This window comes from Rheinheimera sp. 1928-s, from assembly GCF_029269265.1.
In the GTDB taxonomy this organism is placed as follows: Bacteria; Pseudomonadota; Gammaproteobacteria; order Enterobacterales; family Alteromonadaceae; genus Pararheinheimera.
This window is the reverse complement of sequence record NZ_JARIXP010000005.1, coordinates 396,208-417,289: the sequence shown is the minus strand read 5'-3', so window position 1 is coordinate 417,289 and position 21,082 is coordinate 396,208. Positions and strand designations below refer to the sequence as shown.

General features: G+C 46.0%; 19 protein-coding genes and 4 tRNA genes. 9 read left to right on the top strand and 14 right to left on the bottom strand.

From position 1 onward, the window contains the following. The first annotated feature begins 6 nt into the window (after positions 1 to 6). Both P3C17_RS14925 and purF read left to right on the top strand, forming a co-directional pair. Positions 7 to 495, top strand: coding sequence for a CvpA family protein (locus tag P3C17_RS14925; RefSeq protein ID WP_300930167.1), 489 nt, complete (start codon positions 7 to 9; stop codon positions 493 to 495). 20 nt (positions 496 to 515) lie between these two features. After that, positions 516 to 2,030, top strand: coding sequence for an amidophosphoribosyltransferase (gene purF, locus P3C17_RS14920; protein WP_233080075.1), 1,515 nt, complete (start codon positions 516 to 518; stop codon positions 2,028 to 2,030). Positions 2,031 to 2,130: 100 nt separating this feature from the next. Here purF and P3C17_RS14915 read toward each other — a convergent pair whose 3' ends face one another. The 4 genes from P3C17_RS14915 to P3C17_RS14900 form a co-directional block, all read right to left on the bottom strand. Further along, positions 2,131 to 2,730 (bottom strand): Yip1 family protein, encoded by a 600-nt coding sequence (locus P3C17_RS14915; RefSeq protein WP_233080074.1) that lies wholly within the window; start codon positions 2,728 to 2,730, stop codon positions 2,131 to 2,133. 175 nt (positions 2,731 to 2,905) lie between these two features. Continuing rightward, positions 2,906 to 3,673 (bottom strand): tRNA isopentenyl-2-thiomethyl-A-37 hydroxylase MiaE, encoded by a 768-nt coding sequence (gene miaE, locus P3C17_RS14910; RefSeq protein ID WP_300930166.1) that lies wholly within the window; start codon positions 3,671 to 3,673, stop codon positions 2,906 to 2,908. A gap of 13 nt (positions 3,674 to 3,686) precedes the next feature. Next, positions 3,687 to 4,430, bottom strand: a complete 744-nt coding sequence (lpxH, locus tag P3C17_RS14905; protein ID WP_300930165.1) for a UDP-2,3-diacylglucosamine diphosphatase — start codon at positions 4,428 to 4,430, stop codon at positions 3,687 to 3,689. After that, positions 4,423 to 4,917: a peptidylprolyl isomerase gene (locus P3C17_RS14900; protein WP_300930164.1), complete on the bottom strand. Its 495-nt coding sequence runs from the start codon at positions 4,915 to 4,917 to the stop codon at positions 4,423 to 4,425. The genes lpxH and P3C17_RS14900 overlap by 8 nt, the downstream gene beginning before the upstream one ends. Before the next feature lie 181 nt (positions 4,918 to 5,098). Between P3C17_RS14900 and cysS the strand changes: the two genes are divergently transcribed. Beyond that, positions 5,099 to 6,478, top strand: a complete 1,380-nt coding sequence (gene cysS, locus P3C17_RS14895; protein ID WP_300930163.1) for a cysteine--tRNA ligase — start codon at positions 5,099 to 5,101, stop codon at positions 6,476 to 6,478. A gap of 62 nt (positions 6,479 to 6,540) precedes the next feature. Here cysS and folD read toward each other — a convergent pair whose 3' ends face one another. Further along, positions 6,541 to 7,398 carry a bifunctional methylenetetrahydrofolate dehydrogenase/methenyltetrahydrofolate cyclohydrolase FolD gene (folD, locus tag P3C17_RS14890; RefSeq protein WP_233080070.1) on the bottom strand — a complete coding sequence of 286 codons (858 nt, stop codon included), beginning with the start codon at positions 7,396 to 7,398 and terminating at the stop codon, positions 6,541 to 6,543. 243 nt (positions 7,399 to 7,641) lie between these two features. Between folD and P3C17_RS14885 the strand changes: the two genes are divergently transcribed. The 4 genes from P3C17_RS14885 to P3C17_RS14870 all read left to right on the top strand — a co-directional run bounded on the left by P3C17_RS14885 (position 7,642) and on the right by P3C17_RS14870 (position 8,024). Next, positions 7,642 to 7,718: transfer RNA gene (locus P3C17_RS14885), tRNA-Pro, on the top strand. 29 nt (positions 7,719 to 7,747) lie between these two features. After that, positions 7,748 to 7,824 (top strand) — tRNA-Arg (locus P3C17_RS14880). Between the two features lie 27 nt (positions 7,825 to 7,851). After that, a tRNA-His gene (locus P3C17_RS14875) sits at positions 7,852 to 7,927 on the top strand. A 20-nt stretch (positions 7,928 to 7,947) separates the two neighbouring features. Further along, positions 7,948 to 8,024 (top strand) — tRNA-Pro (locus P3C17_RS14870). Between the two features lie 219 nt (positions 8,025 to 8,243). On the opposite strand, the gene fadE is transcribed toward P3C17_RS14870, so the two are convergent. Beyond that, positions 8,244 to 10,706, bottom strand: a complete 2,463-nt coding sequence (fadE, locus tag P3C17_RS14865) for an acyl-CoA dehydrogenase FadE (protein WP_300930162.1) — start codon at positions 10,704 to 10,706, stop codon at positions 8,244 to 8,246. Positions 10,707 to 10,866: 160 nt separating this feature from the next. Here fadE and P3C17_RS14860 point away from each other — a divergent pair, with 160 nt between their 5' ends. Next, on the top strand, positions 10,867 to 11,631 hold the full coding sequence (locus P3C17_RS14860; RefSeq protein WP_300930161.1) for a class II glutamine amidotransferase: 765 nt from the start codon (positions 10,867 to 10,869) through the stop codon (positions 11,629 to 11,631). Between the two features lie 21 nt (positions 11,632 to 11,652). Here the strand turns inward: P3C17_RS14860 and P3C17_RS14855 are convergent, their stop codons facing one another. The 8 genes from P3C17_RS14855 to P3C17_RS14820 form a co-directional block, all read right to left on the bottom strand. Beyond that, positions 11,653 to 12,384, bottom strand: coding sequence for a DUF3108 domain-containing protein (locus P3C17_RS14855; RefSeq protein WP_300930160.1), 732 nt, complete (start codon positions 12,382 to 12,384; stop codon positions 11,653 to 11,655). Next, positions 12,365 to 13,015, bottom strand: coding sequence for a phosphoribosylglycinamide formyltransferase (gene purN, locus P3C17_RS14850; RefSeq protein WP_300930159.1), 651 nt, complete (start codon positions 13,013 to 13,015; stop codon positions 12,365 to 12,367). Before purN ends, P3C17_RS14855 begins: the two co-directional genes overlap by 20 nt. An 8-nt stretch (positions 13,016 to 13,023) precedes the next feature. Next, the gene (purM, locus tag P3C17_RS14845; RefSeq protein WP_233080065.1) at positions 13,024 to 14,067 is read right to left on the bottom strand and encodes a phosphoribosylformylglycinamidine cyclo-ligase; all 1,044 of its coding nucleotides are present in this window, start codon (positions 14,065 to 14,067) and stop codon (positions 13,024 to 13,026) included. A 143-nt stretch (positions 14,068 to 14,210) separates the two neighbouring features. After that, entirely contained in the window at positions 14,211 to 14,618 is a 408-nt protein-coding gene (locus P3C17_RS14840; protein ID WP_300930158.1) for a hypothetical protein, read from the bottom strand. A gap of 13 nt (positions 14,619 to 14,631) precedes the next feature. Next, complete coding sequence (locus P3C17_RS14835; RefSeq protein WP_300930157.1) at positions 14,632 to 15,525, bottom strand: LysR family transcriptional regulator; 894 nt, start codon at positions 15,523 to 15,525, stop codon at positions 14,632 to 14,634. Positions 15,526 to 15,540: 15 nt separating this feature from the next. After that, positions 15,541 to 16,506 carry a tRNA 5-methoxyuridine(34)/uridine 5-oxyacetic acid(34) synthase CmoB gene (gene cmoB / locus P3C17_RS14830; RefSeq protein ID WP_300930156.1) on the bottom strand — a complete coding sequence of 322 codons (966 nt, stop codon included), beginning with the start codon at positions 16,504 to 16,506 and terminating at the stop codon, positions 15,541 to 15,543. Then, entirely contained in the window at positions 16,503 to 17,243 is a 741-nt protein-coding gene (cmoA, locus tag P3C17_RS14825) for a carboxy-S-adenosyl-L-methionine synthase CmoA (RefSeq protein WP_300930155.1), read from the bottom strand. Before cmoA ends, cmoB begins: the two co-directional genes overlap by 4 nt. A 64-nt stretch (positions 17,244 to 17,307) precedes the next feature. Beyond that, complete coding sequence (locus P3C17_RS14820) at positions 17,308 to 18,147, bottom strand: DUF72 domain-containing protein (protein WP_300930154.1); 840 nt, start codon at positions 18,145 to 18,147, stop codon at positions 17,308 to 17,310. Between the two features lie 96 nt (positions 18,148 to 18,243). Here P3C17_RS14820 and P3C17_RS14815 point away from each other — a divergent pair, with 96 nt between their 5' ends. Beyond that, positions 18,244 to 21,063, top strand: coding sequence for a transporter substrate-binding domain-containing protein (locus P3C17_RS14815; RefSeq protein ID WP_300930153.1), 2,820 nt, complete (start codon positions 18,244 to 18,246; stop codon positions 21,061 to 21,063). Positions 21,064 to 21,082: the final 19 nt, after the last annotated feature.

Genomic DNA, 21,082 nt, shown 5'->3' with positions numbered 1-21,082 from the left:
TAGCAAATGGTTTGGATTGACTATGCCATTCTGGCAATTATCGGCCTGTCGACTGTCATCAGTCTGGTCCGGGGATTTGCCAAAGAAGCGGTTTCACTGATTATCTGGATACTGGCCTTTTTTGTTGCCAGTTATTATTACCCCTATCTGGCAACCTATTTCACTGAATTGCAGGACGCATTGGTGCGTAATGCGGTCTCCATTGCTGTTCTGTTTATTTCTACTCTTATCCTTGGTGCCTTAATTAACTACCTGATTGGCCGTTTGGTTGAATCTACAGGTTTATCCGGCACAGACAGATTACTTGGCCTGATCTTTGGCGCCCTGCGTGGTGTTCTGGTGGTCAGCGCGTTGTTATTTTTCCTGGATGCTTTTACCAGCGCAGATCAAACCGACTGGTGGCAAGCGTCCAAACTAATACCCGAATTTGGTTTTATCATTGAATGGTTTTTTGAATATATCAAAGCCCATTCCAGTTTTATGCAGCGACCCTAAGCGTGGCGAGGAAATAATCGATGTGTGGTATTGTTGGAATCGTAGGTAAGTATCCGGTCAATCAGGCGTTGTACGACGGTTTAACTGTGTTGCAGCACCGTGGTCAGGATGCCGCCGGCATAGTGACAGTAGACAACAAAACCTTACGCTTACGCAAAGCCAATGGCTTAGTGAAAGACGTATTTGAAGCCCGCCATATGCAGCGTTTGTCTGGCAATATGGGCATAGGCCATGTGCGTTACCCAACAGCGGGTTCTGCCAGTACGGCCGAAGCTCAGCCCTTTTATACCAATAGCCCTTTTGGTATAGCGCTGGCGCACAACGGTAATCTGACGAACTCTGAAGAGTTAAAAGACGAGCTATTCCGTACAGCCCGTCGTCATGTCAACACCAACTCAGACTCAGAAGCGCTATTAAACGCTTTTGCTCATGAGCTGGATATTCATGCCGATATGCACGTCAATCCTGACCATATTTTCCGTGCTGTTGCCAATTTACACCGTAAAATTCGTGGTGGTTACGCCGTGGTGGCTGTGGTCATTGGCCATGGTTTAGTGGCGTTTCGCGATCCTAACGGTATTCGTCCTCTGGTGATGGGGAAACGTGAAACTGCACTTGGCACAGAGTATATGGTGGCTTCAGAGAGTGTAGCTTTAGATGCTGACGGTTTTACTGTGCTGCGTGATGTGGCACCAGGTGAAGCTGTCTATATCACTGAAGACGGTGAACTGTTCAGCCAGCAATGTGCTGAAAACCCAAGTTATGCGCCATGTATTTTTGAATACGTGTATTTTGCCCGCCCGGACTCCACCATAGACAATGTGTCTGTGTATGCCTCTCGTGTTGCCATGGGTAAAAAGCTCGGTGAAAAAATCAAAAGAGAATGGGCGCATTTAGATATTGATGTAGTGATCCCAATCCCTGAAACCAGTAACGATGCAGCTTTGCAAATTGCACATGAGTTAGGTTTACCTTACCGTCAGGGTTATGTGAAAAACCGTTACATTGGCCGTACTTTTATTATGCCTGGACAAGGGGAGCGTAAAAAGTCCGTCAAACGTAAGCTGAATGCTATTTGGCAGGAATTCAAAGGCAAAAACGTCTTGCTGGTGGATGACTCTATAGTTCGCGGTACTACCTCAGAGCAAATCATCGATATGGCGCGTGAAGCGGGCGCTAAAAAAGTGTATTTCGCCTCTGCTGCTCCGGAAATTCGTTTCCCGAACGTCTATGGTATTGATATGCCATCAGCCAACGAGCTGATAGCTCATGGTCACGATGTGGACAGTATCTGCAAAATCATTGGTGCTGATGGTTTGATTTTCCAGTCATTAGAGGATTTGGTCGACGCAGTCCGTTCTGAAAACCCTGAGTTAAAACGTTTTGAAACTTCAGTCTTTGACGGTGTTTATGTGACAAATGACATAGATCAGGCATATCTGAATCGTTTGGATGCACAGCGCAATGAAGCGTCCAAACGCAAAAAAGAAGCCGAGTTATCTGCAAGTTTAGATTTGCATAACGAAGGCAACTGATCGGTCAGAGCTAATCTTGTGAATTAAAAAGGGCCAGTTTTTAACTGGCCCTTTTTGCTTTTGTGAAATCCGCGATTTGAGAATGCTATCTTAAAATAAGTTAATGCGTAAAAGCCGGACCGAAACCTGAACTCCATAAAATAGCGGTAGCAGTCATTACACAAACCAGCAGAATTAAACCTGTGGTTACGACCGAGCTGGCGTAGATAAAACCACGTTCTTCAGGAATATGCATCAGAATAGGCACACCCACATACAACAAATACACTGAATAGGTTAAGCCTGCCAAACCCACTAGCATCACAAACCAAAGCTCAGGGAATAAAGCGGCAAAACCTACCATAAAAAGTGGAGTGGAGGTGTAAGAGGCTAATTCCAGTGTCTGAGTATAGGTAGGTTCGGAACCAAAAGTGTGAGCCATCCAGTGCGCCAGGTAAGCCAGTGCGAACACCCCACCTATTAAAGCAATATACATAGCGACAGAAAGCATCATGGCGCTTTCTGCGGTTAAACGTATAGGTTCACCCACACCAATGCTCCAGCCGATGTGCACTGCTGAATAATAAGCGCAAAGAGAAGGAATTAAGGCAATAAGCAGGATGTGAATTAAACTGTATCTGAAACTTTCGTGACGAGCGTCTATCGTATGCCATTCTTCTTTAGGATGGGCATACAGTCCCCATAAGTGATTTAAAATCATAGTTGTTATCCTTGGCTACTACGTTGTTCATTACAGGGTATAGCACAAACCCTTACCTTTGTTATGGCTAATAGAACGAGGTTCGTCAAGTTTAAAGCAGAAAATCTGTAGTAAGCAGAGCAAAGCTGGATCAGAGCAGCATATACAGAGGTTTAAATGGCGAGAAATAACGACCTTAAATGGCCGTAATGGGGGCACCGCTATGGAACTTAAAATCCGCATCCGGGCTTGAAATCAGCTCTGCTTCCAGTTTGCCAAAAAAGCGAACCCGTTCGGTAATATCAGATTTGGAGATCACCTGAGCCAATTCCAGATAATCGGCAAAATGCCGTGCTTCTGAGCGAAGTAAAGAGGTATAAAAGCTGGCTAACTCCGGGTCAACAAATTCTGCCAGCTTGGCGAAACGCTCACAGGAGCGGGCTTCGATATAAGCACCACATATCAGTTTATCGATCAGAATTTGTGGTTCATGGGTTTTGCAGTTTTGGATCAGGGTTTTGGCGTAACGACTGGCGCTAATATTTTCGTAAGGAATGCCACGCGCCTGCATAATCTCCAGCACCTGACAAAAATGATGCAACTCTTCGCGAATTAACAGCACCATGCGATCGATAATACGATCAGAGTGCGCAAAATCAGAACGGCCTATAATGCTTTTATTCAGTTTTTCAGCCTGCTTTAAACTTTGAATATCCCCATCAAAACGATAAGCAAAATCTTCAAAAGGCTTTAGCCAGTTCAGTAAAGTTAAAGAGCTGTCTTTATCACAAGCATAACGGCGCAACAGATACATAGCGGTTTGAGCCGCTTTTAATTCACAGATCAAATGGTCCTGTAATAACACAGCCAAACGCTCTGGCTTTTGTGCTTCCACTAACCAGCTGTCCGGCGTTTCACACTGTAAAAATTGATGTATAGGCTGAAGTAATTCGGTAAAGCTCATAAAAATCTCAGCATTAAGCCTGGGACAAGGGGTTGAAGTGCAGTTGCCAGCCGTCCGTTGACACATCCAGATAAGAACTCTGACTGTACCAGTCACCTAACACATAACGTTGAGCTGTGCTGCCATCGTTACCTTGCAATTGATGCACTGCAGGTCTGTGGGTATGACCATGGATCAAATGCTGCACCTGATACTGCGCCATCACTTTAGGGACTTCATCCGGCGTGACATCCATAATTTCGGATGTTTTACCTTTTTTATCCATAGCACTGACACGACGGGCTTTGCGCGCCAGATGTTGACGGTACCACAGCGGTAAAGACAAAATCAGCTTTTGCCACCATTTCTGATCCCACCAGGCCCGAAACTTCTGATAACCAATATCCAGAGTGCAGAGCGAATCTCCATGCATCAATAAAGTAGGAGTACCATATAAATCGACCACAGTCAGAGGATCAAGCAACTGCATGCCAGAGCGCTTTGCGAATTTTTGGCCAAGCAAAAAGTCGCGGTTGCCGTGGCAAAAATAGACGGGCACAGATTTAGCGGATAGGGCCTTGATAGCGCCAGCGACTTCAGCCACCAATGGCGAGGGGTTATCATCACCAATCCAGACTTCAAACAAATCGCCGAGAATATAAAGCGCATCAGCCTCTGCTGCTTTTTGCTGTAAAAAAAGCAAAAACGCCGCGGAAATATCCGGGCGTTGTTCGCTTAAATGCAGATCGGCAATAAAAAGGCTGTGGCCTTTAGCCATGGATTTCTGCTTTTTCGATGATCACAGCATCGTTTGGTACATCAGCATGGCCAAACTTGCGTCCTGTAGACACAGTTTTGATTTTGTTGATCACATCCATACCTTCGACCACTTCACCAAATACACAGTAACCCCAGCCCTGAGAAGTTTCTGAGCTGAAATCTAAGAAGTCGTTGTTGGCTACGTTAATAAAAAACTGGCAGGTGGCTGAATGCGGGTCGCTGGTGCGGGCCATGGCCACAGTACCTGCTTTGTTAGCCACTTTATTATTCGCTTCGTTTTTGATTGGTTTGCCCGGCTCTTTTTGTTCCATGTCAGGAGTAAAACCGCCGCCCTGGATCATAAAGCCATTGATCACACGGTGAAAAATGGTGTTGTCATAAAAACCTTCTTTGACGTAGTTCAGAAAGTTTTCGACTGTTACAGGGGCTTTGTCGGCAAATAATGCCAGTTTAATAACACCAAAATTGGTATGTAAGCTAACCATGATCATCTCCTATGGCTTAAAAACGGCGATAGTGTACCGCAGCTGTCGTATATACCCAAGTAACTTCAAGATGCAGAATTCAGATAGAACAAAGCAAGAAAGCGAGGATAGCTCAAGACATTTGCTAATGTTACACTGTTGCGCTTTGTGACCTATGATTTGATGATTTCCCGAGGAGCCCATGCTGCAGATTTTTAATACCCTGACCCGTAAAAAAGAGTCCTTTGTGCCTTTAGTGCCTGGCAAAGTTTCTATGTATGTCTGCGGCATCACTATTTATGATTTCTGTCATGTTGGTCACGCCCGTACTTATGTTGCTTTTGATGTAATGAACCGTTACTTACGCTTCAGCGGTTATGACGTCACTTATGTGCGTAACATCACAGATGTTGACGACAAGATAATCAAACGTGCCAATGAAAACGGTGAAAGCTGCGATGCTTTAACGGCTCGTTATACGGTCGCTATGCACGATGATTTTAAAGCATTAGGTTTAATGCCTGCCGATATTGAACCTCGCGTCACCACTCATATGGCTGAAATTATTGAGCTGATAGAAACTTTGGTGGCTAAAGGGTATGCCTATATAGCTTCTGACGGTGATGTGTTGTTTGATGTCAGTAAATATGAAGCTTATGGTCAGCTCAGTCACCAGAACCTGGATATGTTGCAATCTGGTGCCCGGGTGGAAATTGACCAGGCCAAAGACGACCCGCTGGATTTTGTACTATGGAAAATGGCCAAACCAAATGAGCCAAGCTGGTCATCGCCATGGGGCGAAGGGCGTCCAGGCTGGCACATCGAATGTTCGGCCATGAGTGCAAAGCATTTAGGCAAACATTTTGACATTCACGGCGGTGGTTCAGATTTACAGTTCCCGCACCATGAAAACGAAATTGCTCAATCCTGCTGCGCTCATGACACACCGTACGTCAATACCTGGATCCATACAGGTATGGTGCAGGTGGATAAAGAAAAAATGTCTAAATCTTTAGGCAACTTCTTTACTGTGAAAGATGTGCTGGCAGAGTACAACGCTGAAGCTGTGCGTTATTTCCTGATTTCCAGTCATTACCGCAGCCAGCTGAACTACTCGGCTGAAAACTTACTGCAGGCGCATTCCGCTTTAGGCCGTTTGTACACAGCCTTGCGTGAAGTCAGCCCTGCGACAGATGTTGATATGAACAATGACTACGTTAAAACCTTCCGTGCCGCTATGGATGACGATTTCAATACAGCTCTGGCTTTGCCTGTGTTATTTGAACTGGCGCGTGATATCAACAAAGAAAAAGCTACAGATCCGGCCAAAGCCTCACAGCTTGCGGGCTTGTTAATTAAACTCGGCAGTGTGATGGGTATTTTGCAGGGGGATGCAGAGACTTTTTTACAGTCGGGCACGGATTCAGATGATGTTGCTGAAATTGAAGCTTTAATTACAGAGCGTAATACAGCACGAGCTAACAAAGACTGGGCTGCAGCTGATGCTGCCCGTGACGCTTTGGTGGCGAAGGGGATTATTCTGGAAGATAAAGCAGGTGTGACCACCTGGCGTCGGGGTTAGCTAAAAATGGGGTCAGAACACATTATTTGCATGGCAAATAATGTGTTCTGACCCCATTTTAACTACTGGTCGTGGAACTGCTCGCAAGCTTCTAAAGTATTTTCAATCAGGCAGGCCACTGTCATAGGGCCTACACCACCAGGCACTGGCGTAATAAAACGTGCGTGCTCTTTGGCTTTATCAAATTCAACGTCACCGACCAGTTTGCCGGATTCCAAACGGTTAATACCGACATCAATCACCAGCGCACCAGGCTTAATCCAGTCGCCTGGAATAAATTCAGGCTTGCCTACGGCCACCACCACTAAATCAGCACGGCGTACATGCTGCTCAAGCTGTTTGGTGAACTTATGGCAGACAGTGGTCGTGCAACCTGCTAATAACAGCTCCAGCGCCATAGGGCGGCCTACAATATTGGACGCGCCTACCACTACTGCATCCATACCACGGATTTGAATGCCCGTGCTTTGCAGCAGCTTAATGATGCCTTTTGGCGTACAAGGGCGCAGGGCAGGCATACGTTGTGCTAAACGGCCTATATTGTAGGGGTGAAAACCATCGACATCTTTCAGTGGATGAATGCGTTCCAGAATAGCCGAAGCGTCTAAACCTGCAGGTAAAGGCAATTGCACCAGAATGCCGTCTACTTTTTTATCAGCATTTAAACTGTCGATTAAATCAAATAGCTCTTGCTGTGTTGTGCTAGACGGCAAATCGTAAGAAAAAGATTCAAAACCTACTTCTTCACAGGCTTTACGTTTACTGCCTACATAGACCTGAGAGGCTGCATCCATACCTACCAGTACTACCGCAAGGCCCGGAGCTCTTTTTCCTGCTGCAAGGCGTTGCTGAACTCTTAATGCGACCTGTTGACGGGTAGATTGAGCTACCGCTTTGCCATCTATGATTTGTGCTGCCATAAAACTGCTCTGTTGACCTGAAACCTGAGGATTTGTATTTTCGCACAGCTACGTCAAAGAGGCCAAGCAGATCAGTTTAACTGGCGTAAAAAGTTAAAAAATCAGCATATTTTCGCGCTATTGATGCCTTTTACAGCAAATGGGTTCAAATATTAAGCAATCAGTTTTTTAGCTGCAAAAAAGGTTTGACGCTCCAAGGGTTGGGCTGTAATATTCCGCCCCGTTGCAGTAGTGTAGCGAAGTCGGTGATTAGCGCAGCTTGGTAGCGCACTTGGTTTGGGTCCAAGGGGTCGCAAGTTCGAATCTTGCATCACCGACCATTTAAGAGAGCCTAACGGCCTCGAATTTGGCGCCCGTAGCTCAGCTGGATAGAGCAACGGCCTTCTAAGCCGTGGGTCATAGGTTCGAGTCCTATCGGGCGCGCCATTGCAACATGAAGAAAGTTCTACCGTGGTGGCTGTAGCTCAGTTGGTAGAGTCCCGGATTGTGATTCCGGTTGTCGTGGGTTCGAGCCCCATCAGCCACCCCATTTTAGACTGGTTTATATGTCGGTGATTAGCGCAGCTTGGTAGCGCACTTGGTTTGGGTCCAAGGGGTCGCAAGTTCGAATCTTGCATCACCGACCATTCTCCCGGTCAAAACAATAACAGCAGCAATGCTGTTTTTTGCTTTCTGACGTTCTGAAAATCTGCACTACTACAAACAAAAACCTCCACATGCTTTTCTTCCTGTTCAATGCTCCTCTTAAGCTTTACCTTTCTCCTTATCTAAATCTCTGAACCATGTATTTTTACAGGCAAAAAAAAAGCCTGCACAGGGCAGGCTTCTTTGTCGGTTATCGTAGCTTAAGCGGCAACAGATTTAGCTTTTGGCTTTTTATCAAACAATGATTTATCAGCAGCCAGTTCCAGTGGATCAAAATCATCCACGTTAATGGTGTGCAGACGGCCTTGTTCAGCCACTCGCAGCTTCTCTGCTTCAGCTTCGGTGATCACACCTAGTTCTAAACCCAAAGCTGCGACTTCGTGTAAGCGGAAGAATGGCAGACGTTTATTCGCTGCATGCACCACTTTGTCGAAGATAGGCTCAGCCGCCAGAATATCAGTCAGGGCTTTTTCAATTAAACCGATCTGGTTGTTTGGCTCCAGCGTCAGATAGACGTTGGTCGCTAAGCGGCTGCGGGCTTCACAAGGTGTTTGCATAATACGCGACACCTGATGATCCAGCTGATCTGAAGGTTTACGTAAAGTACGACCCCAAGGGAATAACAGCTTGCCTAACACTGAACCTACGATACGATTCGGGAAGTTATCCAGCATTTCATCCAGTGCTATCTGAGCTTTGTACATATTGTCTTCACAAGCCCATTGCACTAAAGGTAGATCCTGCGCCGGACGGCCATCGTCGTTATAACGCTTCAGTACGGTAGACGTCAGATACAACATGGATAATATATCGCCTAAACGGGCGGAAATACGTTCGCGGCGTTTTAAGTCACCACCCATGGTACCCATAGCGACATCAGACATAAGTGCCAACGCAGCACTGTATCTGTTCATTTGTTTGTAGTACTTAGCTGTTGCATCCGAATACGGGCTTGAAGAGAAGGCTGAATTGCTTACCCCTAACCATAAAGCACGGAAGAAGTTGCTGATGCTAAAACCAATATGACCAAACAACGCATGATCAAAAGCTGTCACTGCAGCACGTTCATCTTCTAAACCAGCAGCCTGTAATTCAGCCAATACAAATGGATGGCAACGAATTGCACCCTGACCATAGATAATCATATTACGGGTCAGAATATTGGCGCCTTCCACTGTGATGGCAACAGGCGCGCCCTGATAACCGCGGGCTAAATAGTTGTTCGGGCCCATACAAATGCCTTTACCACCATGAATATCCATCGCATCAATAGTCACCTGACGCATACGCTCTGTCATATGGTATTTAGTGATAGCGGAAATAACAGATGGCTTTTCGCCTAAATCGATAGAGCCTACCGACATAGTAGTAGAAGCTTCTGCCATATAGGCGTATCCGCCAATACGGGCTAAGGCTTCTTCAATACCTTCCATTTTACCTATAGGCAGTTTGAACTGACGACGAATACGGGCATAAGCACCTGTCAGTAGGGCTGCAGCTTTGATACCACCAGTGCTGTTTGACGGCAGAGTAATAGCACGGCCTACTGACAAACATTCCACCAGCATACGCCAGCCCTGACCAGCCATTTTTGGACCACCGATGATGTAATCCAGCGGCACAAAAACTTCTTCACCCTGAGTAGGGCCATTCTGGAATGGTACGTTCAGCGGGAAGTGACGACGGCCAATTTTGACGCCTGGTGTAGAGACAGGGATCAAAGCACAAGTGATGCCTAAATCTTTTTTATCGCCTAATAAACCGTCCGGATCCTGCATTTTGAATGCTAAACCCAATACAGTAGCTATAGGAGCCAGCGTGATATAACGCTTGTTCCAGGTCAGGCGCATACCAATAATTTCCTGGCCTTCCCATTCGCCTTTACACACTATACCCAAGTCCGGGATAGCGCCGGCATCAGAGCCAGCTTCAGGGCTGGTTAAGGCAAAACAAGGAATTTCTAAACCTTTGGCCAAACGAGGCAGGTAGTGGTCCTGCTGCTCTTTGGTACCATAATGTTGTAACAGCTCGCCTGGGCCTAACGAGTTAGGTACACCAACTACGCTGGATAACACCATGCTTTTGCTGGTTAATTTTTGTAGTACACAAGACTGGGCATAAGCAGAAAACTCCAGACCACCGTATTGCTTTTTGATGATCATCGCGAAGAAGCCATGGTCTTTCAGGTACTGATACACTTCTGGTGATAAGTCAGCACGCTCGTGTGTGGTGTGCCAGTCATCTACTATGGCCAGTAATTCTTCACATGGGCCATCTAAAAACGCCTGTTCTTCTGCACTTAAACGCGGTTTCGGATAGTTGTGCAGTTTGTGCCAGTCTGGCGTGCCACGGAATAGATCGCCTTCCCACCAGGTGGTGCCGGCATCAATAGCTTCTTTTTCTGTGGTCGACATTTCCGGCATAATCTTGCGGTACATTTTCAACAGCGGCTTGGTTAAGTACTGTTGACGTATACTGGCTACATTTAATGGTACTGCGACTATTAAAAACAGCACCCAACTGACGACACCCACTGTATCAGTGAAGGTCGCAACAGCTAATAAAGCAGCGATGACTGCTGTAAACATAGTTAAACTTGCTCTGTGGTAGGCGAGCACGGCGACTATGCCAAGCAAGGCTACCCAAAAAAATAACACATCCATAATTTACTCCTGAGAACTAGAGGTCAGACCACTGTGGGCTTAGAGTAGTGTGCCTGTTGCAAAGATGCAAGTAATTCCTTACTTTGCAGCTTGGTTTACTGTCAACTTTTGTTGCAGCTTCAGTGTGTCGTGTTACCAAGTATAGGAAGCTATCTGATTTATGTGTGAGTTATTAGGAATGTCAGCCAATGTGCCGACCGACATCTGTTTTAGCTTTAAAGGCTTAAGAGAGCGGGGTGGCAAGACGGGTCCGCATAAAGATGGCTGGGGTGTGGCTTTTTATCAGGGTAAAGGGGTTAGTACTTTTAAAGATGCCGATCCGAGTTATCAGTCTGAAATTGCGCGGCTTATCAGTGACTACCCCATTAAAAGTACAGCTGTGGTGGCGCATATCCGTCAGGCCAACAGTGGGGGAGTGGGGCTTGAAAATACCCATCCTTTTACCCGTACTTTATGGGGGCGTTACTGGACTTATGCCCACAATGGTCAGTTGCATGGTTTCGAAGCTTTAGCGACCGGCAAACATCTTGTGGTAGGGCAAACCGACAGCGAACATGCGTTTTGTTATCTGCTCAATGCGCTCGAACAACAGTTCCCTACACCACCTGCAGATATGAAGCAGGCTTTCGATTACCTTGCTAGCTTGTGTCCGGCTTTGCAGCAGTTAGGTGTGTTTAATTTGTTGATATCAGATGGCGATTACTTGCTGGCGTATTGCAGCACCAAACTGCATTGGATCACCAGAAGAGCGCCTTTTGGTGTGGCACTGCTGTCTGATATGGATGTAGATATTGATTTTTCAAAAGAAACCACTGAAAAGGATGTAGTGACTATTATTGCGACTTTGCCGCTGACCTGTAACGAACAATGGCAGGTGATGACGTCGGGACAAGCACAGTTGTTTAAAGCAGGAGAGCCGCAATAAGCGGCTTTATAAGAGAAAAGTTTAAGGTTTGAACGTTGCCAGCTGAATATCAAACTGCTCGACATTGTCTTCTGCCTGCCATAAACGGACCAATAAATAATCCAGCTCCGGTGCTACCCAGGCTAATACTTGTTTGTCTGGACCAGTGCCAGTGCGTTCAATCCGTATCGCTTTTACTTTACCGTAGGGCAGGGACAACCATTCTTCGCCAGCCACTTTAAAGCTGTACTTACGTTCTTCACCATGACGGTTCAGTACCTGATAAACAAATTCAGTTTTCCCGGCTTTTAAATCCAAAGCCAGCTGGCCGTGGTAACTCAAAGGGTCAAGCCATTGCTCGTTCCATTGCACAGCTTTGGTCTTTTTAGATTTTCCAACCCTTAGCTCTTTGTTTTCCCAGTTCAGGTTTAACTCGTAATAACGGTTCGGGCCTGAGCCAGTGCGCTTCATCACATAACGGTTTGGTTGAATACGGCCATCTTTGACACTGAAAAAAGACTGTTCAGAGCGTTTATCTGTGAAAATCAGCCAACTGATATCACTGCTGTAGCCCAACTCGTAACCTTGTTCAGTGACTTTGACATAACGTTTGGCTTCACCGTGTTTTTTGTCGGAACGCAATACATTGTAACTGGCTTCAAAAGTTGATAACTGTGCTAAAGGCACAGCTGCAGGTTCTTCAGCTGATAAAAGACTTGAAAAGAGTAAAAAAAATGACGCACTAAGGCGCCATTTATTCGTCATCCTGGTCATTTGCATATCCATGGTCAGACAATAAAAGGCCATCTAACAATGCCTTATCTGACTGCTGTTGTAAACGGTTCTGACAAAACCAGCGTACAACTAATGGATAAATACGATGTTCCTGCTCGTGTACACGTTGTGCCACTGCATCCGCATCATCGCCCGGAAAAACCGGAACCTTGGCTTGTAAAATGACAGGACCGCCGTCTAGCTCTGCAGTGACAAAATGCACTGAGCAGCCATGTTCAGTGTCCCCTGCATCAATAGCGCGCTGATGGGTATTCAAGCCTTGATATTTCGGCAATAACGAAGGATGAATATTCAGTAAGCGGCCTTGATAATGCTGGACAAATTCAGGCGTTAAAATACGCATAAAACCAGCAAGCACCACCAAATCAGGCTGATGCTGATCAATAGTTTCAATCAAAGCTTTGTCATAAGAAGCACGGTCGGCATAGGCTTTATGATCAAGCACTAGAGCTTTAGCTCCGGCTTTTTTTGCCCGTTCCAAACCATAAGCTTTGGCTTTGTTTGATACAACAGCTGTGACTTTACCCGCGATAAAACCAGCACTGCAGGCATCTAAAATAGCCTGCAGATTGGAGCCACTACCTGAAATCAGTACCACAATAGATTTCATGGTTGGGTTTAGCCTTCAATCACAACTTGAGCCTGGTCGGCAGCAACCTGATTGATTTCACCTAAGTGCCAGGCGTTTTCGCCAGCTGCTTTTAACTGGGCTAAAGCCGCATCTAAGTGAGTGGCAGGAACTACGACGATCATGCCTACACCACAGTTGAAGGTGCGGTACATTTCGTGACGTTCGACGTTACCTTGCTGTTGTAACCAACTGAAAATAGCAGGCCACTGCCAGCTGCTCTCGATGATTTTTGCCTGAGTGTTTTCTGGCAGTACACGTGGGATATTTTCCCAGAAACCGCCACCCGTGATATGGCACAAGGCATGTACAGGCATAGATTTAATCAACGCCAGCAGGTTTTTTACATAAATGCGGGTCGGCTCTAACAGGTGGTCAGCAATAGTTTTGCCTTCCAGCATGGTTTGAGGATCCTGGCCACTGACTTCCAGCACTTTACGAATTAACGAAAAACCGTTGGAGTGAGGACCTGAAGCCGCTAATGCAATGAGCTGATCGCCAGCTTTGACTTTGCTGCCATCGATGATTTCAGACTTCTCAACCACACCTACGCTAAAACCTGCGATGTCGTAGTCTTCACCGTGATACATACCTGGCATTTCAGCAGTTTCACCACCGACCAGAGCACAACCTGCCAGCTCACAGCCTTTGGCTATGCCTTCTACTACAGTAGCAGCAGTATTTACATCCAGTTTGCCAGTGGCGTAGTAGTCGAGGAAAAATAAAGGTTCAGCACCTGAAACCACTATGTCGTTGACACACATGGCCACTAAGTCGATACCTACGCTGTCATGGCGTTTTAAATCCATAGCCAGACGCAGTTTAGTACCCACACCGTCAGTGCCAGATACGAGTACCGGCTCTTTATAGCCCGCAGGGATTTGACACAAAGCACCAAAGCCGCCTAAACCGCCCATTACTTCTTTACGGGTTGTGCGTTTTACCGCACCTTTAATACGGTCAACCAAGGCCTCACCGGCATCAATATCCACACCAGCGTCTTTGTAACTTAACGACGTTTTTTGCTCGCTCACGGCAATCCCCAAATGGCTAAAAAGTGAAGGTCCAAAAAAATTGGCGGCATTTTACCTTGTAAAGCCGCCAGACAAAAGGATTTACTGCACAGCATTCTGTGAATGCGGATGAAACCGCTGCAGAACTTTGTGCCAAAGTCCTGTTATTGCATCACATTGCTCATGGCCTGAGCCACATAATTGCGCAGACTGGCGCTTGGGGTTTTGGCAATCTGATGATAAACCAAAGAGGCAAAAGGAAATTCTTTACCGTTGTAGCGCACACAAATGTAAGGTGCTTCGGGGGCCGATTCATCGTAATACCACTGGCCGCCGACATGATGAATAAAAACTTCACCTGTATAAGCACCAAATACATTAGATAAAGTGAATAAAACCTCATCAGCGTGGCGTTGTTCCTGTTGACGTAAAAACAGTTCGCTGAGTATTTCGTCGACTTTAGTTAAGCTGTCCAGACTAAAATCTAATAACACCTGGTGCTCTTCCGCTGCGTATACAACAGCATCCTGTGCTGTCACTTTCATTAATTCAGTCACTTCTTGGTGATTCATTATTATCCCCTGATTAGTAGTTTTTATGTTCGGCTAATAACAGCTCTCGTAACTGACGGCTGCCAGGCCCCAGAGTTTCTTCTTTGGGTGTAATTAAAGCTAAAGGCACAACACGGGCTGAACTTAATGGAATACTAAGGCAGACCAGAACGCCGGTTTTTACCAAATCATCGATTAGAAATTCAGGTAACCAACAAAACCCAATACCGCTTTTCAGTATATCTATAGCTTCAAAAAAATTATTTACAGTCCAGCGTTGTTCCGCCCGCAGCCAGCCTACATCTTTAGGTTTGCTGGCTGTATCTCTGATCACTATTTGTAAATGTTGACTCAGCTCATTTAAATCCAGTTCTGGATGCTGTGCCAACACATGAGCTTGCCCCACCACCGGGACCATTTGCGTCACCGTTAAAGGTTCACCTATATAACCTTTAGGCACACTGGGGGACGCGGCTATGACTAAATCTGCCTTGTGTTCAATAATCATTTCGGTGGAGCCAGTGATCACAGTATCTATAATCTGAATACGGCTGCCACGGGAAACCGGGTGGAACTTGGCCAATGCCTGATACAGATATTTTTTCGGGTAAATCAATTCCACTGCTATGCGAATTTCAGGCTCCCAGCCTACGTTAATATTGGATGCCAACAGCTCTAAATCTTCAATTTGTTGGGTCAATAAACGAGAGCGACGCAACATGACTTCACCAGCCGGTGTTAAAAAGGCTTTACGGCCTTTGACTTCCAGTAGTTCCACACCCAGCTGATACTGCAATTTCGCGACTGCATGATTCAGTGAAGACTGACTTTTATTCAGTAAATCAGCGGCCTGCGCATAACCCCCCGCATCGACCACAGCTTGTAGTATGCGCCATTGTTCCATGGTTGATTTAGGGCGGTATGGCATCAAGGTTCCTTTATTCTAAGCCTGAGCTACTATCACAGCCCGTAGCGGTGCCGGATAGCCTTCAATGGTTTTACTATGATCAGTTGGGTCAAGAAAATCAATCAGACTTTCATTTTCCATCCAGCTGGTTTTACGTTGTTCAGCCAGACTGGTGACAGATAAATCCACTACTTTTGCATTTTTAAAGCCAACGCGTTGCATCCACAACAACAGAGCTGCCGTGCTTGGGATAAACCAGACATTACGCATTTTAGCGTAGCGGTCAGTGGGCACTAACACGGCCTGCTCATCACCTTCAATCACTAAGGTTTCCAGCACCAACTCGCCACCAGGGCGCAGTTGCTGTTTTAATTGAGCCAAAAAATCGATAGGGGAGCGGCGGTGATACAACACGCCCATAGAAAATACGGTATCAAAAGCTTTCAGTTCCGGCATATCGTCGATGCCGACCGGCAATAAATGCACTGTCGGGTCGGGATTAAAATGTTTGATGGCTTCAAACTGACAATAAAACAGCTGCGAAGGGTCAATTCCTACAACAAATTCTGCGCCTTCACCTTTCATTCGCCATAAGTGATAGCCACTGCCACACCCCACATCCAGCACAGTTCTGTGTTGAAGTGGGCTGATATGGGGCAGAACTCTGTCCCATTTCCAGTCAGAGCGCCATTCGGTATCAATGGTTAAACCATGCACAGTAAAAGGGCCTTTGCGCCATGGCATCAGTTGACGCAACAGCACTTCAAGTCGCTGTTTTTGTCCATGGTTTAAATCTTCTGGCTGGCCAAATTCGACTTTAGTTTTTAATTCGATGCAGCTCTTCGCTGCAACAGGTAAATGGTCCAGTACTTTTTGCCATTGCTTAAAGTCACCATGCAAAGCCTCTTGCTCCCAGCTTTTTAATTGAGCCGGCAGGGTCTCCAGCCAGTGCAGTAGTTTATTGCCTGCTATTTGCTGATAAAAACTCTGAAAACGGCTCATTGCTGCGCCTCGGCTTTAATGGCCACCATAGAGCAGAAGTTAAAACACTGGAACCACAAACTGATATGTTCAAAACCTGCAGCGGACAGTCGTGCTTTATGTTCTGCCAGACTGTCTGGGCGCATCACATTTTCAAGCGCAGTACGTTTTTGGCTGATTTCCAGCTCGCTATAGCCATTAGCGCGTTTGAAGTCGTGGTGTAAATCAATCAGTAATTCGTGCGTGGTAGCATCAGTTTCGATGATTTTTTCCGACAATACAAAAATGCCACCAGGTTTAAGTGCTTTATAGATACGCTCAATCAGGCGGGCTCTGTCTTCTTTCGCCAGAAACTGCAAGGTGAAATTACTGACAACCACAGCGGCATTTTCCATCGGAATATCGCGAATATCGGCAAGCAATACCGTAGCTGGCACGTCAGAACGAAAGGCCTGTAAATGGCTGGTACAACGTTCCACCATAGCCGCGCTGTTATCCACGCCTATTAACTGACAACCTGGTTCAGTGATCTGACGGCGCATGGCTAAACTAGCCGCTCCTAAAGAGCAGCCCAAATCGTAATAGTTGCTGTTGGCTTGTTGATAACGTTGCGTCAGCTTGCCTATGGTCTGAATAATGGTTTGATAGCCAGGCACAGAGCGTTGGATCATGTCCGGAAACACATCCACGACGGCAGAGTCAAAACAAAAATCCTGAATATGGCCCAGAGGGTCAGCGTAAATATGATCTTTTTGCATCAGTCGAACTACTTCATACCTGTAATTGGCGGACAGTTTAACGTATTTTGGCTTGGGGGCGAAATCAAAGCAGACTCAGTTGGCTCTGATTTTCTGGCCAGGGTGCCAGTATCGGATGCTCTATACCCAGATCCATCACAAACTGCCGTGCCAGCTGTGGGGCTGTTAAATTATCCGGGCTGTGGAAAAAACAAAAAGGCGTTTTCCCCTCATCCAGCCATTGCCGGACTTTCCCCAGCCAGGGCTGATAATAATGCTGATTGATGGTCATATCGTCAGTGCCGACAAAACGCAGCATCGGCTGTTTGGTCAAGGCCACTGCATGCACAGGTAAATAAGGTTTTTTCCGCTGCGCGTCCAGCAATGCTGCGGTTGTAGCTGGCACTGAGAATAAAGCTCTGCTGTCAAATATCACCCGCTCTGCCTCAAAATCACGCAATAAACGGTTCAAGGTAATTTCATGCTCTGCTTTATCAAAAAACACCGGATGGCGCACCTCAACAGCGACAGAAAAGGATGAACATAAGCTATTGAGCATTTGTTTAAGCCAGCTTAAATGCTCTGGTGAAAAATAAGCGGGTAGCTGTAAATGCACCAAAGCCAGTTTTGCTGCCAGCGGCGCTATCAGATCCTGCCAGAGTTGTAACTCGGCATGCTGGAATTGTTGAAACTGATGGCTTAATCGCTTGGGGACTTTTAAGGTAAAACGGAACGCTTCATCGCTTTGCTCTTTCCAGCGATTTACCGTCTGTGGTGACGGATCAGCATAAAAACTGGTGTTGCCCTCTACAGAGTTGAAATACCTACTATAGTTAGCAAGAAAGTCAGACGGATCCAGCTTGCTGTTAAATATCAGGTTTTTCCACTGAGGGTTAGCCCAGACCGGGCAGCCAAGATAAAGCATCCGCGATTCCCGTTGTTAGAAAGTTTCATAATCAATAAGGCGCCTATTATCGCTGTATTCGAGCTGTTAAACCAAGGTAAAGATTCTATCCCTATTATGATGAAAAACGTGCTGCTGTTGTTTGTGCTACTTACAGGTTTTACTCTGCAGGCTCAGAGCTCTGCAGTCATAAGTGAACTTCCGACATCACTGAAAATAGGTATATCCAGCGATACTTATCCTTATATGTTTGTCAATGAGCAAGGTCAGGCTGCAGGTTTAGTGGTGGATTATTGGCAGGAAGTCGCCAGGCAACAAGGCATCAAAGTAGAGTTTGTCGCCGCTGACTGGGCTGATACGTTAAGTATGCTGGACTCAGGAGTCATCGATTTACATGGTGGCCTGGGACGAACTACAGAGCGGGAACAACACTATTTACTAGGCCTGAGTTATCTGGATATTTTCAGTAATGTGTTTGTGCACAGAGATTTGGGCGGGGTGCATAATCTGATCGATTTAAAGCCCCATCTGGTTGGGGTGGTTGAACGTTCCACTCATATTGACAGCCTGAGCCACCAACAACCTGATCTGGTATTAAAGCATTACGATTCGGTATCACAAATGTACGATTCCGCCTTAAGAGGCGAAATTAAAGCCTTTACCGGTCTTGATCGATTGCCGCCACGTTATGCACGCTATCGGGAGCTGATGACGTTTTATCCTGTGTATAAAAAAGTACCAGTGCGGAAAATAGAGCTGACCTTTGCGGTCAGGCAAGATCAGGTGGTATTACTGCAACAGTTAAAAGAAGCGACCGCTACTGTGGATCTGGCGTTCAGAGATCAATTAGAGCGGAAATGGCTCAGTGTGGATACCGACCCAAACACTTTGCTGATCGGCGTGTCTATTGGCAATCAACCTTTTATGCACGTCAGTCCTGTTGGTGATGTGCAAGGTGTTTTTGTTGATTTATGGCGTTTATGGTCAAAAAATACCGGTATTGACATCAGTTTTGTACCAAATCAGTCAGAAGATTCATTAGCCTATTTGCGTAAAGGCCGTATTGACGTACAAATGGCGCAGGTTGAAAACAAGGAAAAATTTACCGGTTTAAAACCGGCTTACCACTTGTACAATATTTATTCCTCGTTGTTTTATAGCAGTGAATCAGAGCTGACAGATCCACAGCAGCTCAAAGATGCGACACTGGGGTTATTGCATACCGCCAGTTTTGGTCCTCAGGTCCAGCAACAATTCCCGGATGCAAAACTGAAGGTGTTTGATACCGTTGATCAGATGATTGAGGCCGTGTTAAGCAAGCAATTAACTGGCTTTTTAGCCTCTGATGTCATAGTTCGCAGCCGTTTATTACAAAACAGCAGTCAGAACAGTCTTAAAATGTTTCCCGGAATCCGTTATGAATCTGCTGTTTACTCCCTGATCCGCACCGAGAACGAGGAGTTGTATCAAACTATTCAGCACGGTTTTTCACAGATCAGTCTGGATGAAATGGTTGCAATTGAAAATCGCTGGCTGGACAAAGAGGCGGGTGGCTACTTTCAGACATTTCGCGACAAAGTGCCTTTAACTGATGCAGAACGGCAGTGGTTAAATCAACATCAGCAGATCCGGGTTGGCGTGATGAGTGACTGGCGACCGATTGAGTTTGTTGATGAAAAAGGTGAAGCCCAGGGTATTACCAGCGATATATTGAAGTTATTGAACCAACGTTTAGATGTGCAGTTCGTGCCTCAGCCCTACAGTGATTGGGATCTGTTATTGAAGGACTTTAAAGCCGGAAAACTGCAGATGGTAGCGAATATCTCCGACTTACCAGAACGGCGCAGTTTCAGTAACTTCAGCCTGGATTACTGGACTTTACAATGGATTATGATAGGTAAACACGATGCGTCATTCGACAGCAAGCTGGCGCAAATGCCAGGCCAGCGAATTGCCATAATGCGTGAGTACCAGTTTGTACAGCAACTCAAAACAGATTTTCCAAAACATCAGGTGATTGAAGTCGATAGTTTAAATGATGGCCTGGAGATGGTGGTCGCTGGGCAGGCCGACTTTGTACTGGACACTGTGGTAGCGTCTGGTGTGGCGATGCGGGATCCCCGTTATGTCAATTTACGTGCTTATTTGCCAACAGATTTACCTGTTTATCCTTCTTATTTCGGTGTGCATAAAAATTTGCCTGAATTATTGGTGATCCTGAACAAAGGTATAAAAACCATCAATGAAGCAGACAGAAAAAGTCTACAGGATAAATGGCTGAATCTGGAGATTAAACAAGGCCTGGATCAAAGCAGGGTGATGACGCTGGTACTGCAAATTGCTGCGGTATCCATGGCGGTTATTGTTGGCTTTTTGATTTGGAACTTTTCCTTACGCCGGGAAGTGAATTTACGCCGTAAAGTGGAAGAAAAAATGCGCTTTATGGCAGGTCACGATGATTTAACTCAGTTGCCCAACCGCAGTCTGCTGATTGAACGCCTGCAAACAGCATTGCATCAGCACGCCCGCCATAACGAAATGCTGGCGCTGATGTTTATTGATTTGGATGGCTTTAAGCTGGTGAATGATCAGTATGGGCATGATGTTGGCGATGAAATGCTGGTGAAGTTGTCCGCCTTATTAAGTCACTGCGTACGAAAAACCGATACAGTGGCCCGTTTTGGCGGAGATGAGTTTGTAATTTTATTAACAGGCCTGGTTGATAAAGATGATGCGGCCATAGTGGCTGAAAAAATACTGCTTTACCTGCAGGAACCACTGGCTTTGTCGGTGTGTCAGGCCAGCGTCGGAGCCAGTATTGGCATTGCTATTTACCCGCATGACGGCACAGACGCTGCGACTTTATTAAAATCTGCCGACAAATTGATGTATCAGGTCAAGCAGCAAGGTAAAAGCCAATATCGGTTTAGCCGCTAATCCTCGTTTTGCGGTCAAA